This window comes from Rhodococcus xishaensis, from assembly GCF_004011825.1.
Taxonomy (GTDB): Bacteria; Actinomycetota; Actinomycetes; order Mycobacteriales; family Mycobacteriaceae; genus Prescottella; species Prescottella xishaensis.
Map to the genome: position 1 here is coordinate 255028 of NZ_RKLO01000003.1, position 17032 is coordinate 272059.

Annotated in this window: 15 protein-coding genes; 3 read left to right on the plus strand and 12 right to left on the minus strand. The window is 68.4% G+C overall.

Annotated elements, in window-relative coordinates; genetic code table 11:
• Nucleotides 1-2: 2 nt before the first annotated feature.
• From EGT50_RS08585 to EGT50_RS08615, 7 genes are all read right to left on the minus strand, one after another.
• Nucleotides 3-1409: an acyl-CoA synthetase gene (locus EGT50_RS08585; RefSeq protein ID WP_127952982.1), complete on the minus strand. Its 1407-nt coding sequence runs from the start codon at nucleotides 1407-1409 to the stop codon at nucleotides 3-5.
• Nucleotides 1410-1435: 26 nt separating this feature from the next.
• On the minus strand, nucleotides 1436-2404 hold the full coding sequence (locus EGT50_RS08590) for a proline dehydrogenase family protein (protein ID WP_127952985.1): 969 nt from the start codon (nucleotides 2402-2404) through the stop codon (nucleotides 1436-1438).
• Nucleotides 2401-4050, minus strand: a complete 1650-nt coding sequence (pruA, locus tag EGT50_RS08595; protein WP_127952988.1) for an L-glutamate gamma-semialdehyde dehydrogenase — start codon at nucleotides 4048-4050, stop codon at nucleotides 2401-2403. The genes EGT50_RS08590 and pruA overlap by 4 nt, the downstream gene beginning before the upstream one ends.
• Before the next feature lie 112 nt (nucleotides 4051-4162).
• On the minus strand, nucleotides 4163-5263 hold the full coding sequence (dapC, locus tag EGT50_RS08600; RefSeq protein WP_408014629.1) for a succinyldiaminopimelate transaminase: 1101 nt from the start codon (nucleotides 5261-5263) through the stop codon (nucleotides 4163-4165).
• Nucleotides 5264-5296: 33 nt separating this feature from the next.
• The gene (gene fdxA, locus EGT50_RS08605; RefSeq protein WP_127944842.1) at nucleotides 5297-5620 is read right to left on the minus strand and encodes a ferredoxin; all 324 of its coding nucleotides are present in this window, start codon (nucleotides 5618-5620) and stop codon (nucleotides 5297-5299) included.
• A gap of 181 nt (nucleotides 5621-5801) precedes the next feature.
• Nucleotides 5802-8339 (minus strand): bifunctional FO biosynthesis protein CofGH, encoded by a 2538-nt coding sequence (locus EGT50_RS08610; RefSeq protein WP_235870681.1) that lies wholly within the window; start codon nucleotides 8337-8339, stop codon nucleotides 5802-5804.
• Between the two features lie 118 nt (nucleotides 8340-8457).
• On the minus strand, nucleotides 8458-8667 hold the full coding sequence (locus EGT50_RS08615) for a hypothetical protein (protein WP_127952998.1): 210 nt from the start codon (nucleotides 8665-8667) through the stop codon (nucleotides 8458-8460).
• Nucleotides 8668-8804: 137 nt separating this feature from the next.
• Between EGT50_RS08615 and EGT50_RS08620 the strand changes: the two genes are divergently transcribed.
• Both EGT50_RS08620 and EGT50_RS08625 read left to right on the plus strand, forming a co-directional pair.
• A complete protein-coding gene (locus EGT50_RS08620; RefSeq protein ID WP_127953904.1) occupies nucleotides 8805-9281 on the plus strand; it encodes a PH domain-containing protein in 477 nt (158 codons plus the stop codon).
• The gene (locus tag EGT50_RS08625) at nucleotides 9278-10816 is read left to right on the plus strand and encodes a PH domain-containing protein (RefSeq protein ID WP_127953001.1); all 1539 of its coding nucleotides are present in this window, start codon (nucleotides 9278-9280) and stop codon (nucleotides 10814-10816) included. Before EGT50_RS08620 ends, EGT50_RS08625 begins: the two co-directional genes overlap by 4 nt.
• A gap of 38 nt (nucleotides 10817-10854) precedes the next feature.
• Here EGT50_RS08625 and EGT50_RS08630 read toward each other — a convergent pair whose 3' ends face one another.
• The 4 genes from EGT50_RS08630 to typA all read right to left on the minus strand — a co-directional run bounded on the left by EGT50_RS08630 (nucleotide 10855) and on the right by typA (nucleotide 16023).
• Nucleotides 10855-11262 (minus strand): hypothetical protein, encoded by a 408-nt coding sequence (locus EGT50_RS08630; RefSeq protein ID WP_206615784.1) that lies wholly within the window; start codon nucleotides 11260-11262, stop codon nucleotides 10855-10857.
• 7 nt (nucleotides 11263-11269) lie between these two features.
• The gene (gene mshB, locus EGT50_RS08635; protein ID WP_127953007.1) at nucleotides 11270-12190 is read right to left on the minus strand and encodes an N-acetyl-1-D-myo-inositol-2-amino-2-deoxy-alpha-D-glucopyranoside deacetylase; all 921 of its coding nucleotides are present in this window, start codon (nucleotides 12188-12190) and stop codon (nucleotides 11270-11272) included.
• Nucleotides 12191-12225: 35 nt separating this feature from the next.
• On the minus strand, nucleotides 12226-14019 hold the full coding sequence (locus tag EGT50_RS08640) for an ABC transporter family substrate-binding protein (RefSeq protein WP_408014619.1): 1794 nt from the start codon (nucleotides 14017-14019) through the stop codon (nucleotides 12226-12228).
• Between the two features lie 108 nt (nucleotides 14020-14127).
• Complete coding sequence (gene typA, locus EGT50_RS08645) at nucleotides 14128-16023, minus strand: translational GTPase TypA (RefSeq protein ID WP_127953010.1); 1896 nt, start codon at nucleotides 16021-16023, stop codon at nucleotides 14128-14130.
• A gap of 378 nt (nucleotides 16024-16401) precedes the next feature.
• On the opposite strand from typA, the gene EGT50_RS08650 reads away from it, so the two are divergent.
• Nucleotides 16402-16584 carry a hypothetical protein gene (locus EGT50_RS08650; protein WP_127944867.1) on the plus strand — a complete coding sequence of 61 codons (183 nt, stop codon included), beginning with the start codon at nucleotides 16402-16404 and terminating at the stop codon, nucleotides 16582-16584.
• Between the two features lie 24 nt (nucleotides 16585-16608).
• Here the strand turns inward: EGT50_RS08650 and EGT50_RS08655 are convergent, their stop codons facing one another.
• A complete protein-coding gene (locus tag EGT50_RS08655) occupies nucleotides 16609-17010 on the minus strand; it encodes a (deoxy)nucleoside triphosphate pyrophosphohydrolase (protein ID WP_127953013.1) in 402 nt (133 codons plus the stop codon).
• Nucleotides 17011-17032 lie beyond the last annotated feature (22 nt).

The following is a 17032-nucleotide window of genomic DNA, read 5'->3' on the forward strand; positions in this document are numbered from 1 at the left end:
TCTCAGGTCAGCAATTTCTTCTGTACTTTGCCCAACGCGTTGCGCGGCAACGACTCGACGATGCGGACCTCCCGCGGCCGTTTGTGCACCGACAACTGCGAAGCGACATGGTCGATCAACGTGGTCTCGTCGAGTCCGTCGCCGATGACGAACGCCACGATTCGCTGGCCGAGGTCGGGGTCCGGCAGCCCGACGACGGCGGCCTCCCGCACACCCGGGAAACCGAGCAGCGCCGTCTCCACCTCACCGGCACCGATGCGGAACCCGCCGGACTTGATGAGGTCGGTCGACTCACGACCGACGATCCGGTGGAAGCCGCCCGGGTCGATCGCGGCGACGTCACCGGTCTTGAACCACCCGTCCTCGGTCCACGACTCGGCGGTCGCGTCGGGGCGGTTGAGATACCCGTCGAAGAACATCGGTCCACGAACCTCGAGCCCGCCGAAGCTCTCGCCGTCGTGCGGGACGTCCGCTCCTCGTTCGTCGCGCAGACGCGTCTGGACGCCGCGGACCGGCAAGCCCACCCAACCGGGGCGGCGCTCGCCGTCGACGCGGGTGGTCAAAGTCAGCAGCGTCTCGCTCATGCCGTACCGCTCTATCGGCGCGAGGCCGGTGAGCTCGCGTAGCCGCTCGAACACCGGCACCGGCAACGCCGCGCTGCCCGACACGAGGAGCCGCGCGCCGCTGAGGGCACGGGCGGACTCGGGGTCCTCTGCGATCCGTGACCACACAGTCGGTACGCCGAAGAACAGCGTGCCACCGGCGGCGGCGGCCTCGGCGTATGCGTGCGGCGTCGGCCTGACGGTGTGGATCATGGGGCTGCCGACCCGCAGCGCGCCGATCAGACCGAGGATGAGTCCGTGTACATGGAACAGTGGAAGCCCGTGCACCAGGACATCATTCGGTGTCCAATCCCACGCCTCGACCAGCGCGTCGATGCCCACGGCGATCGCGCCATGACTGAGCAGGACGCCTTTCGGCGCACCCGTAGTGCCGGAGGTGTAGAGCACGAAGGCAATCGTCGAGGGGGGCGGCTCGGGGTGGCTGTGCCAGTCACGGGCGTGCAACCGAACCGGGACCACCGGGAGCGAGCTGTCGTCGGGAGCCTGCCCGAGCCACGCCTGCGCACCGGAATCGGTGAGGATGTGCTCGCGCTCGGCCGGACCGGAGTCCGGGGGCACAGGCACGACCGTGACACCGGCGGTAAGGCTGCCGACCACCGCGATCACCGTCGACGCGGATGGTGTCGCGAGCAGCGCGACACGCTGGACGCCGGCTAGGCGCTTGGCCAAGGCCCCGGCGGCACCGACGATGTCGGTACGGGAGAGTGTGGTGTCTCCTACCCGGATCGCGTCCGGAATGTCGTCGCCGCGCGCGACCGCGCGGGGTTCGATCGAACTGAGCAGCACGTCGCCTACCTTCTCACATCACGGCGTCAGCTGCGCGTGGCTGCCGAGCGCATAAAGAACCACAGATTCGACGGCCGCTCCGCGAGGCGGCGCATGAAGTAGCCGTACCACTGACTCCCGTACGGCACGTAGACCCGGACCCGGCGTCCGGCGTCGACCAGTCGTCCCTGCTCGAGGTCACGAATACCGAACAGCATCTGATGTTCGAAACTGTCGACGCCCTTTCCGGTTTCCCACAACAACTCGTCGATGGAGCCGATGATCCTCGGGTCGTGCGTCGCGACCATCGGGTAACCGTCGCCGCGCATCAGAATCGCCAGACAGCGCATATACGACGCAGCTACCTCGGCGCGCGACCGGTAGGCCACCGACTCCGGTTCCCGATATGCGCCCTTGCACAGCCGGATCCGCGAGCCGGCTCCTGCCAGGTCGCGGCAGTCACCCTCGGTTCGCCGCAGGTACGCCTGCAGCACGGTGCCGAGCCACGGGAAGTCCGTGCGCAGGCTGCCGACGATCGACAACGTGGAGTCGGTGCGAGTGTGGTCCTCGGCGTCGACTGTGACCCACACCCCGTGCGTCTGAGCAGCCGCGCAGATGGTGCGCGCGTGGTCGAGCGCGATCTTCTCTCCGTCCACCGGCAGCCCCTGCCCCAGCGCGGAGAGCTTCACCGACACTTCGAGCGGACGGACCCCGCCCGCCCCGGCTTGGGGCAGCCGTCCGAGTTCGGCGATCAACGCGAGATACGCGACGACGGTATTGCGAGCCTCCTCTACGTCGAGCGTGTCCTCACCGAGGTAGTCGATGCTCACCGAGCGGCCGGCAGCGAGCAGGGTCGTTGCCGCGGCCATCGCGTCGTCGAGCGTCTCCCCCGCGACGAACCGTCGCACGATCGACCTGGTGACCGGCGCACGCAGGACCGCATTCTTCACGCGCTCCGAGCGGGCGGCGGCGAGAAGGGCCGGCCGCAGTGGATTCGACACGACACCGGGCGTCATCGCCCGTCCTCGGACTCCATGTGCGGGTAGCGGTAGTCGGTCGGCGGGACGAACGTCTCCTTGATCGTGCGCGCCGAGACCCATCGCAGCAGGTTCAGCGGCGATCCCGCCTTGTCGTTGGTACCCGATGCCCGAGCCCCTCCGAACGGCTGCTGCCCCACCACCGCTCCGGTCGGTTTGTCGTTGACGTAGAAGTTCCCGGCCGTGTAGCGCAGTGCTGCCGAGGCCTGTTCGACCGCTGCTCGGTCTTCCGCGACGACGGCGCCGGTGAGTGCGTAGGGTGCCGCGCTGTCCACGGCCGTGAGGATGTCGGCGAACGCGCCGGGCGCGGAGTCGTCGTACAGGTGCACCGACAGGATCGGGCCGAAGTACTCCTTCCGCAGCGCCTCATCGTGCGGATCGTCGACGAGCAGCACGGTGGGCCGCACGAAGTAGCCGACGCTGTCGTCGTACTTGCCGCCGACAGAGATCTGCACGCTGTCGGCAGCGCGTGCCCGCTCGATCGCCGCGACGGATTTGTCGTAGGCGCGGCGGTCGATGAGCGCGCCGCCGAAGTTCTCGAGATCGGTGACGTCACCGTAGGTGAGGGCGTCGACCTCGGCGAGGAACTGATCCCTCATCCCGGCCCATACCGACCGCGGGATATACGCGCGAGATGCCGCCGAACACTTCTGCCCCTGGTATTCGAACGCCCCCCGGATGAGGACGGTCGACAGAGTCGCGGGGTCGGCCGACGAGTGCGCGACCACGAAGTCCTTGCCTCCGGTCTCGCCCACCAGACGCGGGTAGCCATGGTAGTTCTCGATGTTCGCGGCCACCTCCCGCCACAGGTGCTGGAACGTCGCCGTCGATCCGGTGAAGTGGATCCCGGCCAGTCGCGGGTCACGCAGCGCCACATCGGAAACCGCGGCACCGTCCCCGGTGAGCAGGTTGATCACTCCGGGCGGCATACCGGCCGCCTCGAGCAGTCTCATCGTCCAGTAGGCGGCGAGGGTCTGCGTGGGAGACGGTTTCCAGATCACCGTGTTGCCCATCAGGGCCGGGGCGGTCGGCAGGTTGCCGGCGATGGCCGAGAAATTGAAGGGGGTGATCGCGTAGACGAACCCTTCGAGCGGCCGGTACTCGAGCCGATTCCACACGCCCGGCGACGAGATCGGCTGGTCCGCGAGGATCTGGCGGGCGAAGTGCACGTTGAACCGCCAGAAGTCGACCAATTCGCACGGCGCGTCGATCTCGGCCTGCTGCACCGACTTGGACTGCCCCAACATCGTCGCCGCAGCCACCTTCTCGCGCCAGGTTCCGGACAAGAGATCGGCGGCGCGCAACAGGACCGCCGCTCGCTCGTCGAACGGCATTCCACGCCACTCGGGCGCCGCTGCGATCGCCGCCTCGATCGCCGCGGAGGCGTCGTCGTACGTCGCGTTTGCGAACGTCGCCAGGACAGACGAATGACGATGAGGCTGAACCACTTCCCGAACTTCACCGCCGCCGAAACGGTAGTTGCCGCCGATCACGCGCGGAATCTCGATCGCCGAGGCGGTGTGCGCGGCGAGCGCCGCCTTCAGACGATCGCGCTCGGCGCTTCCCGGCGCGTATGAGTGCACCGGCTCGTTGCGCGGCGCCGGTACCTGTGTGACGGCATCCATGCTGCCCTCCTCAGCCAGAGCCAAGAGACTGCAACCAAGCTCAGGCTACGCCGAGACAGGCCGGCGCGAGGGGGTTCAGCGGGTCACCGCACCTGCCGGTGACTCACCGCACTCAGCCGAGTCGACTCGCGGCCGCCGCGATACGCTCATCCGACGCGGTGAGTGCGATCCGCACGTGCTCGAGGCCCCGCGGGCCGTAGAAGTCGCCAGGCGCGACCAGGATGCCACGCTCGGCGAACCAGTCGACGGTGTCGCGGCAGGCCTCGCCGCGGGTGGCCCACAAGTACAGGCCGGCCTCCGAGTTGTCGACGGACAAGCCCGCCCCGCGGACAGCGGCCAGCAGGATCTCGCGACGTCGCCGGTAGCGCTCGCGCTGTTCCCGCTCCTGCTCGTCGTCGGTGAGGGCCGCCGCCATCGCAGCCTGGATCGGCGTCGGCATCATCATGCCTGCGTGCTTGCGCACCTCGAGCAGTTCGGCAACCAGCTCCGGGTCACCCGCGAGGAAGCCGGCCCGGTAGCTGGCCAGATTCGAGGTCTTCGACAGCGAATGGATCGCCAGCAGCCCGGTGTGATCGCCGCCGCACACCCGCGGATCGAGGATCGACACGGCCTCGTCCTCCCAGGTCAGGCCCAGGTAGCACTCGTCGGAGGCGACGATCGCGCCGCGCTCGCGAGCGAACTCGACCACCTTGCGCAGGTGCGGGACACCGAGCACCTTGCCCGTCGGATTGGACGGGGAGTTGACGAAGATCAGTGCCGGCGTCTGCGGCCCCAACTGCGCGGTTCCGTCGGCGCGTAGCACTCGCGCACCGGCGAGCAGAGCGCCCACCTCGTAGGTGGGATAGGCGACCTCGGGAATCACCACGAGGTCCTCCGCGCCGAGCCCGAGCAGGGTTGGCAGCCACGCAATGGCCTCCTTGGTGCCGATCACAGGCAGGATCGCCGTGGGATCGACACTGACCACGCCGTAGCGCCGTGCCAGCGACGCTGACGCGGCCCCACGCAGCTCGTCGGTGCCGTGCGTCGTCGGATACCCGGGCACCGCTGCGACCGACGCCAGCGCGTCCTGGATGACCGGCGCGACCGGATCGACGGGCGTGCCGACCGACAGGTTCACGATCCCACCGGGATGCGACTGCGCCTTCTGCTTCGCGGACGCGAGGGAGTCCCACGGGAAATCCGGCAGGGCCTTCGCTGGTGACTTGCGGGGGATGCGCGGCACTGATCTTCCTCGAACCGTTCCGACCTAGTCGTCGCCCATGGGGGGCAGGGCCTTGATCATCGGCGGGTCGTAGTCGACCTTGCCGAGCTTCGCGGCGCCGCCCGGCGAACCGAGATCGTCGAAGAAGTCGACGTTCGCGGTGACGTAGCTGGTCCACTGGTCCGGGACGTCGTCCTCGTAGAAGATCGCTTCGACGGGGCAGACGGGCTCACACGCACCGCAGTCCACGCACTCGTCCGGATGGATGTAGAGCATGCGACCGCCCTCGTAGATGCAGTCGACTGGACACTCCTCGATGCAGGCCTTGTCCATCACGTCGACGCACGGTTCGGCAATCACGTAGGTCACTGCTGCTCTCCCTGCCTTTCTGACACGGGCGCCTGGGCGCCTCGGCGAGCCGGCTCTCGGGCTCGAGCCCGACGAACATCCGGAGGGTCCAGTATGAAGCGTTGCGGCCACGACGAGTCGGTGAGGGTGCCCTCATGCAGGGGACGGGACCTGCGTCGTCAGGCCGACCGCAACACGGTCGTCAGACCAGCGGCAACACAGACGTGGGCTCGCGAAGGGCGTAGGTCGTCGTCCGCTCCCGAACCGGACGGCCGATCCCGGCGGCGATGGCCCGCAACTCCTCGACCGTCTTCTCCGATCCGTGCTGCGAGCCGGCCATCCGAGAGATGGTCTCCTCCATCAGTGTGCCGCCGAGATCGTTCGCACCACCCTGAAGCATCGCCTGGGTGCCGGCGACACCGAGCTTGACCCAGCTCGTCTGGATGTTGTCGATGCGTCCGTGCAGCATGATCCGGGCCAGCGCGTGCGCCGCCCGGTTGTCGCGGCGCGTCGGTCCCGGTCGGGACGCCCCCGCCAGGTACAGCGGGGCACTTTGATGCACGAACGGCAGGAGCACGAACTCGGTGAAACCTCCTGTCTCGTCCTGGATTCCACGGATCACCCGCAGGTGGCCGACCCAATGCCTGGGACTGTCCACGTGGCCGTACATCATCGTCGAACTCGAGCGAAGCCCCACCTGGTGCGCGGTGGTGATGACGTCGATCCACGCCGACGTCGGCAGCTTGCCTTTGGTCAGCACCCACCGCACCTCGTCGTCGAGGATCTCGGCCGCGGTTCCCGGAATGGTGTCGAGTCCGGCGGCCTTCAGTTCGATCAGCCAGTCGCGGATGCTCTGACCGCCGCGGGATGCACCATTGACGACCTCCATCGGGCTGAACGCGTGCACGTGCATCGACGGAACCCGCCGCTTGACCGCCCGCACCAAGTCGGCGTACCCGGTGACCGGCAGCTCGGGGTCGATGCCGCCCTGCATGCAGACTTCGGTAGCCCCTGCCACGTGCGCCTCCCACGCACGGTCGGCGACTTCCTCCGCCGAGAGCGTGAACGCGTCGGCGTCACCCTTGCGCTGAGCGAAGGCGCAGAACCGGCACCCGGTGTAGCAGATGTTCGTGAAGTTGATGTTCCTGTTCACGACATATGTGACATCCTCGCCGACGGCGTCCCGGCGCAGCGCGTCTGCGAGCGCGACGACGGCCTCGAGCCCGTCCCCGTCCGCGGTCGCGAGAGCGAGGTACTCGTCGTCGGACAGGCTCCCGGGGTCCCGTTCGGCACGGCGCAACGCCGAGAGGACGTCGGTGTCGACGCGCACCGGAGCCGTTCGGCCCAGCTCGAGGACCTGCTCCCGAACGGTGTCCCAGTCGCCGAATGCACTGCCGAGATCCGAGCGGGTCTCGGTGTTACGCCCACTCGTGTCGATCTCGGTGTTCAAGTCGATCCGGCCGGACGACGCCCATTCCTCGTCGGGCTCCTGCCACGGCAGCCCCTCCGGTTTCACACCCTCACGGGCCAGTCCGGTGTCGGGGTCCGCGAGCGCCCGGACATGGGCGCCGATCCGCGGGTCGATCCACGGGTGTCCGGCCAGCACGTACTGGGGCTGCGCCGCCGTCCGCTCCACGAGCGTGTACCCGGCCTTCGCTGTGATCTCGGCGAGAGTATCCAGATTCGGCCAAGGCCGTTCGGGATTCACGTGGTCGGGGGTGAGCGGCGAGACACCGCCCCAGTCGTCCACGCCGGCCTTGATCAGCGCGAGGCACTCCTCGTGCGAGACCAGATTCGGCGGAGACTGGATCCGCATGCCCGGACCGAGCAGTAGTCGCGCGACGGCGATGGTCGCGAGGAACTCCTCGAGATTTGCGTCGGGGGCACCTCGCATCGCAGTGTCGGGCTTGGCGAGGAAATTCTGCACGATCACTTCCTGCACGTGACCGAAGGCCTTGTGCAGCTTGCGGATCGCCATGATGGAATCGGCGCGCTCGGCGTGCGTCTCGCCGATCCCGACCAGGATGCCGGTCGTGAACGGTACCGACAACCGGCCCGCATCAGTCAGCGTCCGAAGCCGCACCTCGGGATCCTTGTCGGGGCTGCCGTAGTGGCACTCCCCCTTCTCGGTGAACAGCCGCTTGGAAGTGGTCTCGAGCATCATCCCCATCGACGGTGCGACCGGCTTGAGGCGCGAGATCTCCTCCCAGCTCATCACGCCCGGATTCAGGTGCGGCAGCAGACCCGTCTCCTCGAGCACCCGGATCGCCATCGCCCGGACGTAGTCGAGTGTTGAGTCGTAGCCGCGCTCGTCGAGCCACTGCTTCGCCTCCGGCCAACGGTCTTCAGGTCGGTCGCCGAGCGTGAACAACGCCTCCTTGCAACCCATTTCGGCGCCCCGACGAGCGATCTCGAGAACCTCGTCCGGCTCGAGATACATTCCTTGGCCCGCGGCGCGCAGTTTGCCCGGCACCGTGACGAACGTGCAGTAGTGGCACTTATCGCGGCACAGACGGGTCAGCGGGATGAACACCTTGCGCGAGTACGACACGGTGTTCGGGCGACCCGCGGCATCCAAGCCCATGTCCCGTACCCTCGCGGCGGATGCGCACAGATCGTCGAGGTCGGCGCCGCGCGCGTGCAACAGCCTTGTCGCCTCGTCGACGTTGAGCGTCACACCGTCCCTGGCCCGGCGCAGGACCCGACGCATCGCACTCGCGGACGGAGTCTCAGAGGGCATCTGACGCCCCGGAACCGGCGAGAACGTGGACTGGTCGGTGGCATCGCTCGAGTGACTCACCCGTCGATCATGCGCCACCGACCGGGGTGACTGCCACCAGGGTTCTCGCGAAGTCCGCCTATGCGTGGGGGTAGTCCTCGTCGACAGGGACGCTTCGGCGCTGTTCGGCCGCGTCGGCGGGATCGACCTCGAGCGGCGTCGGCGGTGGTGTCGACTCGTCCTGCTCGTCGTCGGTCTCGGCCGGCGTGAGCTGCTCGACGAGGTCAGCCTCGGACACGTTCGCGGACACCGGTTCGCCCCCGGTGTTCTCGGTCTCGTATGCAACCATCACGACCACCTCCCGTCTCAGCGCACTCCTACGGTCGTCAGGGGCATCCTCCACCATAAGCCACGACTCGGGCAGGATAAGGTCGTGAGCTTGTGTTCCCTTCTCCGGACCCGGCACGATCCGAGCGACCAGTGACAATGGCCGACCCCGCGTGGCGGCCGAGCACCAAGGCCAGGCTGTTGTGGGCGATCAATGCCGTACTTCTGTGGCTCCCGGTGTTCGTCGCCCAAGCCGTCGTCGCGATCATCGGATGGTGGCCGGGATGGGTGTCTGGTGTCGTCCTCGCGGCCACGATCGTGCTGGCGGTGGTCCACATTTCCGTCGTCCCGCTCTGGCGGTACCGGGTGCACCGGTGGGAGATCAGCGAGACCGCCGTCTACACCCGGTCCGGATGGTTCACCCAGGAGCGCCGGATCGCACCCATCTCGCGGGTGCAGACCGTCGACACCGAACGCGGACCGGTCGACCGGATGCTCGGACTCGCCACGGTGACGGTCACGACGGCGTCGTCGGCGGGTGCCGTGAAGATCGTCGCCCTGGATCAGGAAACTGCGGATCGCACGGTCGCTCGGTTGACCGAGATCGCAGGCTCGAACGCCGGAGACGCCACGTGAGCGTCCCCGTCGAATCGTCCGGAGCGGCAGCCCTCGCGGCCGAGGAAGACCAGCCGTGGCTACGCCTCGACAAGCGGATGCTGATCGTGCATCCGGTAAACGAGATCCTCGCGCTGCTGCCGGTCGTCGTGGTGTCGTGGATCCTCGGCAGCAGCAGCGGCAACTACTACTGGGGACTGATAGTTGTCGCCCCACTCGTCGCGCACGGCGTGCTGCGTTGGGTCACCACGACCTACCGCGTCGGACCCGTCCACGTGCAACTGCGTCGCGGGGTGTTCCAGAAGAAGGTGCTCTCGGTCCCGCGCAGCCGCATCCGATCCGTCGACGTCGAGGCCGGGGTCATGCACCGCCTGCTGGGGCTGGCCGTGCTGCGGATCGGGACCGGACGGCAAAGCGCCCGCGACGAGGATCGGTTCGAACTCAACGCCCTCGACGCGTCGCTCGTGCCGGACATGCGCGCCGCGCTACTGGCCGGGCACGACCGGACCACCGCAGCGGAGGACGCCGCCGCACCAGCCACACCCGGCCGCGAGATCGGGCACTGGTCCGCATCGTGGGTGCGCTACGCCCCGTTCTCCGTCACCGGTCTGATCGCGATCGGCGCCTTCGTCGGCGTGATCTTCCAGTACGGCCTCCAAGATCGGATCGCCGACGTACCGGTGCTCGAGAACGGGTTCGATTCCGCCGAACACGCCGGGGCACTTGCCCTGGCCGTCCTCGGGTTGTTCGCGCTGATTGCCCTGTTCGTCGTCGCGACCGTCCTCGCGTGCGTGCGGTATCTCATTACCTACGGAAACATGACGGTCACCGACAACGGTCGAACCCTGCATGTGAGCCGCGGTCTGCTGCGGACGCGACAGACCACCCTCGACCGCGCCCGCCTGCGCGGGACGACGCTGAAGGAGCCACTGCTGCTGCGCCTGGCGGGCGGCGCCGCGCTGGATGCGATCATGACCGGCGTCAGCGCCGAGAGCCGCGAGTCGTCGCTGCTACTGCCGCAGAGCCCGCGCACCGAGGCAGCCCGCGTGATGGCGACCGTCCTCGGCGACGACCGGCAGGCCGACGCCCCGCTCGTCGCACACGGACCGGCCGCCCGTCGAAAGCGATACACGCGAGCCCTGTGGCCCGCGGCCCTCGCCGCCGTGATCGCGGCCGGCGTCCTCGCCACCGGCGGGCACGTGCCGTGGCCCGCATGGGCGGGGGTCGTGGTGCTGGCCGTCGGAGGGGCGGGGCTGGCGTGGGACCGCTACCGCGGGCTCGGCCACGCGGTGCTGCCGGGCTGGCTGATCACCCGCAACGGCTCTCTGGACCGCCGACGCAACAGCCTCGAGGCCGCCGGCATCATCGGGTGGACGGTGCGGCAGACGTTCTTCCAGCGTCGCGCGGGTCTAGCCACGGTGGTCGCGGCCACTCCCGCCGGCATCGGCGGATACTCCGTTCGTGACCTTCCGGCCGACTGGGCCTGGGCGCTCGTCGAGGCGGTCACACCCGGCGCCGGAGACATCTGGCTTCGCGATCAGAACGATCAGCACTGAGCGCGCGCGAACGATCAGCTCTGAGCGCGCGCGAACGATCAGCTCTGAGCGCGCGCGAAGATCGAGTCCACCTGCACCCGGAACAGGTACACGCCCGCGGGCAGGATGGCCGCGACGAACAGCAGCAGTGTTCGCCAGTCCTCGAAGACCAACACGTCGCCGCCCGGTCCACCGATCGTGCAGATTCCGAACCCGAACAGCCACCCGAAGAGCGGCAAAGCCGCGACGAGCACCCGATCGGTGAACTGCCGGGCCCCGACAACGAGCAGCAGATTCACTCCCGCGGCAACGAGGATCGACACCGGGAACGGCGCCGTCCCGATGTACGCCGGCAGGAACAGCACCGTCAGGACCGCGCACAGGAACCCATCCAACGTGAGCAGGGCCAACGTCGTCCGGCTCTCGGCGACGGTCGGCAGGGTTTCGGTGGAGCTCGGAGCGGTCACGCTTCGATCATCCGCCATGACCGCCGCCCGCATCACGCTGGGTGGGGACCGGTGAGGAAACGCCAGCGAACAGGTCCGCCTCACGTCCGCGCTCGTCGACAGGGCCGGCCTGCCCGCGGACAAGCACGAAGTGCTCCTCGCTCAGGATCGGCTGCGCGACGAGGTTCGACAACACGAACTCGGATCCCGACGGCGCCACCGTCACCTGTGTCTCGTGGGCGCGCAGCGCCGCCAGCTTCGCCTCCATCACCGGCGAGACGTTCACCGCTGCCGTCACCGTGGAATCGGGCACGCTCGGCAACTGGCCGGATTCGGGCATCGTCCACCCGGCGGGGATCTCGCCGATCCGGGAGATTCCCGCCTCGAGTGCTCCCCGCTCGGAGACGGTCCAGTAGAACTTCGCGACCTCCCACTGGGCACCCGCCTCGGGGAACGCGTCGGTGCCCGCAGCCTCCACGGCCGCCGTCGTGAAGCGGTGTGTCTGAACGTGATCGGGGTGGCCGTACCCACCGGCCGGGTCGTAGGTCACCACGACGTGCGGACGCAATTCGCGGATCACCGCGACCAGCGCGCCCACCGCCTCGTCCGGATCGGCGTTCACGAACGCCCGCGGGTTGGCCGCCGACGCTGTACCCGCCATCCCCGAATCCCGCCAGCGACCGGCGCCGCCCAGGAATCGGGGCGCGGACGCACCCAGCGCCCGCAACGCACGGGTCAGTTCGAGGATCCGGTAGCCGCCCAGCTGATCGGCGCGATCGACGACGAGCCCGGCCCACCGGTCACCGATCACCTCACCCTCCTCACCGAGAGTGCAGGTGAGGACCGTGACCTCGGCACCGTCCGAAGCGCAGCGGGCTATCGCGCCACCCGTAGTCAGGGTCTCGTCGTCGGGATGCGCGTGTACGAACAGGATGCGTCGACCGCTCACCGAACCCGCTTCCCCTCGCTCACTTCAGGATCCACTCACTGCAAGATCCGTGCCCACGTGCCGGCATCCGCGAAGATCCCGACCTGCACCGGGCCGCTCAGCTCCACGCCGTCCACCCCGGGTCCTGCCGCGACGACGGTGTTGTCCTGCAACACCGGCAGCACCGCCGCGAGATCCCACAGGCGCGGCTCGGCCTCCTCTATAACCTGCAGCACGTCGCCCTGTCCGCGCAGCGCCTCGTCGATCGCGGGCTGCAGCACCGGATCGCACAGGCCCGAGAGGTTGCTCGGAGCCCGTAGCGCAGGTCCCGATTCCGACGCGACGGTCGGCGATCCGGGAGTAGTTCCCAGCGGGGTCAACGGCAGACACCCGAAGCGGGACGCAAGAGAGGTCGCCGGGTCTCCTCCGGCGCGCTCCCACCCGACCACCGCATCGACGGTTCCGGCCGACAAGGCGTCGCCGTAGAGATCCTCACCATGCAGCACCCGGATGGAGGCCGCGATGCCCGCCCCTCGCCACAGGTCGGCCACCGTGTTCGCGACCGCGATGGCCGTTCGGTCGTTTTCCGGTGCACCGATCACCAAGGTCAGCTGCTCGTCTCCACGCATCAAGCGGCCCCGCGTCAGGATCTCTGGATCTGCTGGGGCCGTGCGGTCCGGCACCGACTGGTATCCGGCCGCCGCCAATAGGCTCGACGCTTCATCGCGCGCCAGCGCCTCCGGGGCGGTGGGTACATAACCGGGGTCGGAGGGTGCCAATACCTGAGCCCGCGCGGCTTTCGCCGACGACTGACTGCCCGCACCGACGGTCGCGAGCAGGTTCGCGTCGAGCAACCCGAACAGACCCCTGCGTACCCCTACGTCTGCCAGCTGTGCGACCCGGCCGTTGAGCGTCACCGTCAGCACCCGTGGTTGCAGCTCGGTGCCCGTGCGCACGCCCGGGATCACCGACAGCTGAGCGAGCGTCCCGGACCCTCCGTGGAGTCGCGCCACCTGTGTGTCACCAGATCGCATGGAATCGGCCAGCTGCGCCGGCGACCCACCGCGGCGCATGAGAATCTCGTCGGCCACGGCGGGAGGGCCCCAGAATCGGTCGTTGCGCTCGAGCACGATCTCGTCCCTGCCACGGTCGATCGACTTCATGTGGAACAGGCCACCGGACACCGGGATGCTGTCCGACAGTCCCCGCGCGAACCCGCCCGGCGAGTCCTTCACCAGGTGCGACGGCAGCAGGTCGGCGAACAGTTGGCGCCACGCGGGATACGCCGCCGTGAGCTTGACGGTGACGGTCTTGCCGCCGCCGGACGACTCGACATCCTCGATCAACCCGTAGCCGGCGGGGTCGACGACCCCGGGCTGACTGATCATCTGCTGCCACAGGTACCGGAAGTCCTCAGCGGCGATCGGCGCGCCGTCGGACCACTGAGCCTCGTTGCGCAACTGGTAGATGATCGTCGACGGCGCCTCGGGTGTCGGCGGCTCGAGGGTCGCCGACACCAGCACAGACGGGTCGAGCACCCAGTCCGTGATACCCGGGTGCGCCGGGTCGAGCACCGGCCGGAACGGGCTGGGCAGAACAAGCGCACTGACTGCGGAGTTCACGGGCGACTGATCGGCGAGAAGATGCGGGTTGAATCCAGTGCCGACGTTGTCGATCGCGACGACCACTGTGTTCCTGGCGGTCACGGTGGTCGTGGGACTGAGGCTGTCGGTGCTCTCGACGGGGGGCGGCGGATTGGCGGTGCACGCGGCGGCGGTCAGCACCACACCGACCGCAATCGCTGCGGCCGCGCGACGCCCCCCAGCCCCCGCATTCCGGTACAGCGCCACTATCGATCCTCCCCTCCCTGCGAAATCGCACGGCGAGCGGACACCACAGCCGTGCGCGGTGTACAAGGATTCAGCCTCGCACAGCGCACGAGAAAACCGTTACCCACTTCAGAGTGCGGCCTTGTCACGAGCCTTCTGACGCGAACGCTCACGGGCACGCTCGGTGGCGTTCAGGTGCACCTTGCGCACCCGGATCGCCTCGGGCGTGACCTCGACGCACTCATCGCCCGCGCAGAACTCCATGGCCTCCTCGAGGCTCAGGGTGATCGGCTTGGCGAGCGTCTCGATGACGTCGGCGGTCGAGGAACGCATGTTGGTGAGCTTCTTCTCGCGGGTGACGTTGATGTCGAGGTCCTCGGCGCGCGGGTTGATCCCCACGACGTGGCCCTCGTAGGTGTCCGCACCCGGCTCGACGAAGAACGTGCCCCGGTCGGCGAGCTGGATCATCGCGAAGGGCGTCACCGAGCCCGCGCGGTCGGAGACCAACGAACCAGTGTGGCGGGCGCGGATCTCGCCGGCCCACGGCCCGTAGCCGTGGGCGACAGCATTGGCGATGCCGGTGCCGCGGGTCTCGGTGAGGAAGTCGGTCCGGAATCCGATCAGGCCGCGGGCCGGGACGATGAACTCCATCCGCACCCAGCCGGCACCATTGTTGGACATCTGGACCATCTTGCCCTTGCGGTTGGCCAGCAGCTGGGTGATCGCACCGAGGTGCTCCTCTGGCGCGTCGACGGTGAGCTCCTCGAAGGGCTCGTGCACCTTGCCGTCGACCAGCTTGGTGACCACCTGCGGCTTGCCGACGGTCAGCTCGAAGCCCTCGCGGCGCATCTGCTCGACGAGGATGGCCAACGCCAGCTCGCCGCGGCCCTGCACTTCCCACGCATCGGGGCGGCCGATGTCGAGGACGCGCAGCGAGACGTTTCCGACCAGTTCGGAGTCCAGGCGCGCCTTGACCATGCGGGCCGTCAGCCTGTGCCCCTTCACACGGCCGACCAGCGGCGAGGTGTTCGTGCCGATGACCGCGGAGATGGCCGGCTCGTCGACGGTGATCGTCGGCAGCGCGACGGGGTTCTCGGTGTCGGCGAGGGTGTCGCCGATCATGATCTCGGGGATTCCGGCGACGGCGACGATGTCACCGGCGACGGCGACCTCGCCCGGCTCCCGGTTGACGCCGACCGTCTTCAGCAGCTCGGTGATCTTGACGGTCTTGGTGCCGTCGGCGTGCATCCACGCCACGTTCTGGCCCTTGCGGAGCTCGCCGTTGTGGATGCGGACGAGCGCGAGGCGGCCAAGGAAGTCCGACGCGTCGAGGTTGGTGACGTGGGCCTGCAGCGGCGCGGTCGCATCACCCTTCGGCGCCGGGACATGGTCCATCAGCACCTGGAACAGCACGTCGAGGTTCTCGTCAGCCGGAGCCTGACCGTTCTCGGGACGAGTCAGCGACGCGCGGCCCTCACGGCCCGACGCATACAGAACCGGCAGGTCCAGCATCGCCTCGGCGGCCTCGGCGGCGGTGTCGTCGAGGTCGGATGCCAGGTCGAGCAACAGGTCCTGCGTCTCGGTGACGACCTCCTCGATCCGCGCGTCCGGGCGATCCGTCTTGTTCACGACGATGATCACCGGCAGCGACGCCGCGAGCGCTTTGCGCAGGACGAAACGGGTCTGCGGCAGAGGGCCCTCGGATGCGTCGACGAGCAGCACGACGCCGTCGACCATCGACAGGCCGCGCTCGACCTCACCGCCGAAGTCCGCGTGACCGGGGGTGTCGATGACGTTGATGACGGTGACCGAACCGTCCGAGTTGTGGCGGTGGACCGCGGTGTTCTTCGCGAGGATCGTGATGCCCTTCTCGCGTTCGAGGTCACCGGAGTCCATGACGCGGTCGACCAGCTCGGCGCGCTCAGCGAAGGCGCCGGACTGGCGCAGCATGGCGTCGACGAGGGTGGTCTTGCCATGGTCGACGTGCGCGACGATGGCGACGTTACGGAATTTGGTGGTGCTCACGCGGGGCGTTCTCCTGGCTACTGACGGGGACCACGCGAGTTTGGTGTCGCACGGCATTGGGCTGCCGTTGCGCGCATGCGTGATTCCCATTCGCGACCCCAGGGCACCGAACGTCGCGCAGAAGTCACGACATGTGCGCCGAAGGAGGGATGGCGGCCAGCGAACACCCTACCCGCCCGCGGCGGCGGTTCTCACATCGCTGCCCGCGATCACCACCGCCGACCTGCGGATCGTGATGTGGGCCACCGCCTGCGGACGTCCTGTCAGTTATCTCACGGTCGACCCCGGGCCACTGCCCGCGGCCACTGAATGAGGGTACGCTAACCTCACGCGACAACGGACTGGGCGTCGCATTCGGAGGAAGGTCAGGCTCGCCACATGGGCAAGGGGAAGGTGAAGGCCAGCAAGGTGTCTGGCCTCAAGCCCAAGAAGAAGTGCTGCCGGAAGAAGACACGCTGCCTCAAATGCCCGGTCGTGATCATGCGCATGAAGAAGCTCGAGGACGAGGGCGCGACCAAGAAGGAACTGAAAAAGGGGCTCAAGAAGGCTCGCGCGGCCTGAGGATCCGCAGCCTGAGAACCTGAGTCACTCACCGAGGAGTCTGACGAGGTCCGGCAGCCAGTCGCGATCGTTGTCGACGAGCGCGATCTCATGCAGCTCCCGGGCATCGACCCAACACAACGCCGCGTGGTCGAGAGCTCGGGGCGTCCCGCGGAGCAGTTCGGCCCGGTACGCGCGCAGTACCAAGCCGTCGCGCAGGGGCACGTCAGCCCCGACCCGCTCCCCCACTGCCACCTCGACACCCAGTTCCTCGAGCAGTTCGCGATGTACGGCGTCGGCGGGGGTTTCTCCGGGCTCGACCTTGCCGCCCGGCAGTTCCCACAGCCCCGCCAGTTCGGGGGGGCGGGTGCGCTGGGCGAGCAACAGCCGCCCGTCCCGGATCACAGCGGCCGCGACAACCTCGCGGTCGCGGGTCCCCGTGGTCATTGCGGTTCTCTCGACATCGCAC

Excerpts from the sequence above, each read along its gene's own strand:
- pruA (WP_127952988.1), bottom strand. The coding sequence starts at position 4,050 with ATGGATGCCGTCACACAGGTACCGGCGCCGCGCAACGAGCCGGTGCAC.
- EGT50_RS08615 (WP_127952998.1), bottom strand. The coding sequence starts at position 8,667 with ATGGTTGCATACGAGACCGAGAACACCGGGGGCGAACCGGTGTCCGCG.
- EGT50_RS08620 (WP_127953904.1), top strand. The coding sequence starts at position 8,805 with ATGGCCGACCCCGCGTGGCGGCCGAGCACCAAGGCCAGGCTGTTGTGG.
- EGT50_RS08610 (WP_235870681.1), bottom strand. The coding sequence starts at position 8,339 with ATGCCCTCTGAGACTCCGTCCGCGAGTGCGATGCGTCGGGTCCTGCGC.
- EGT50_RS08590 (WP_127952985.1), bottom strand. The coding sequence starts at position 2,404 with ATGACGCCCGGTGTCGTGTCGAATCCACTGCGGCCGGCCCTTCTCGCC.
- EGT50_RS08655 (WP_127953013.1), bottom strand. The coding sequence starts at position 17,010 with ATGACCACGGGGACCCGCGACCGCGAGGTTGTCGCGGCCGCTGTGATC.
- EGT50_RS08650 (WP_127944867.1), top strand. The coding sequence starts at position 16,402 with ATGGGCAAGGGGAAGGTGAAGGCCAGCAAGGTGTCTGGCCTCAAGCCC.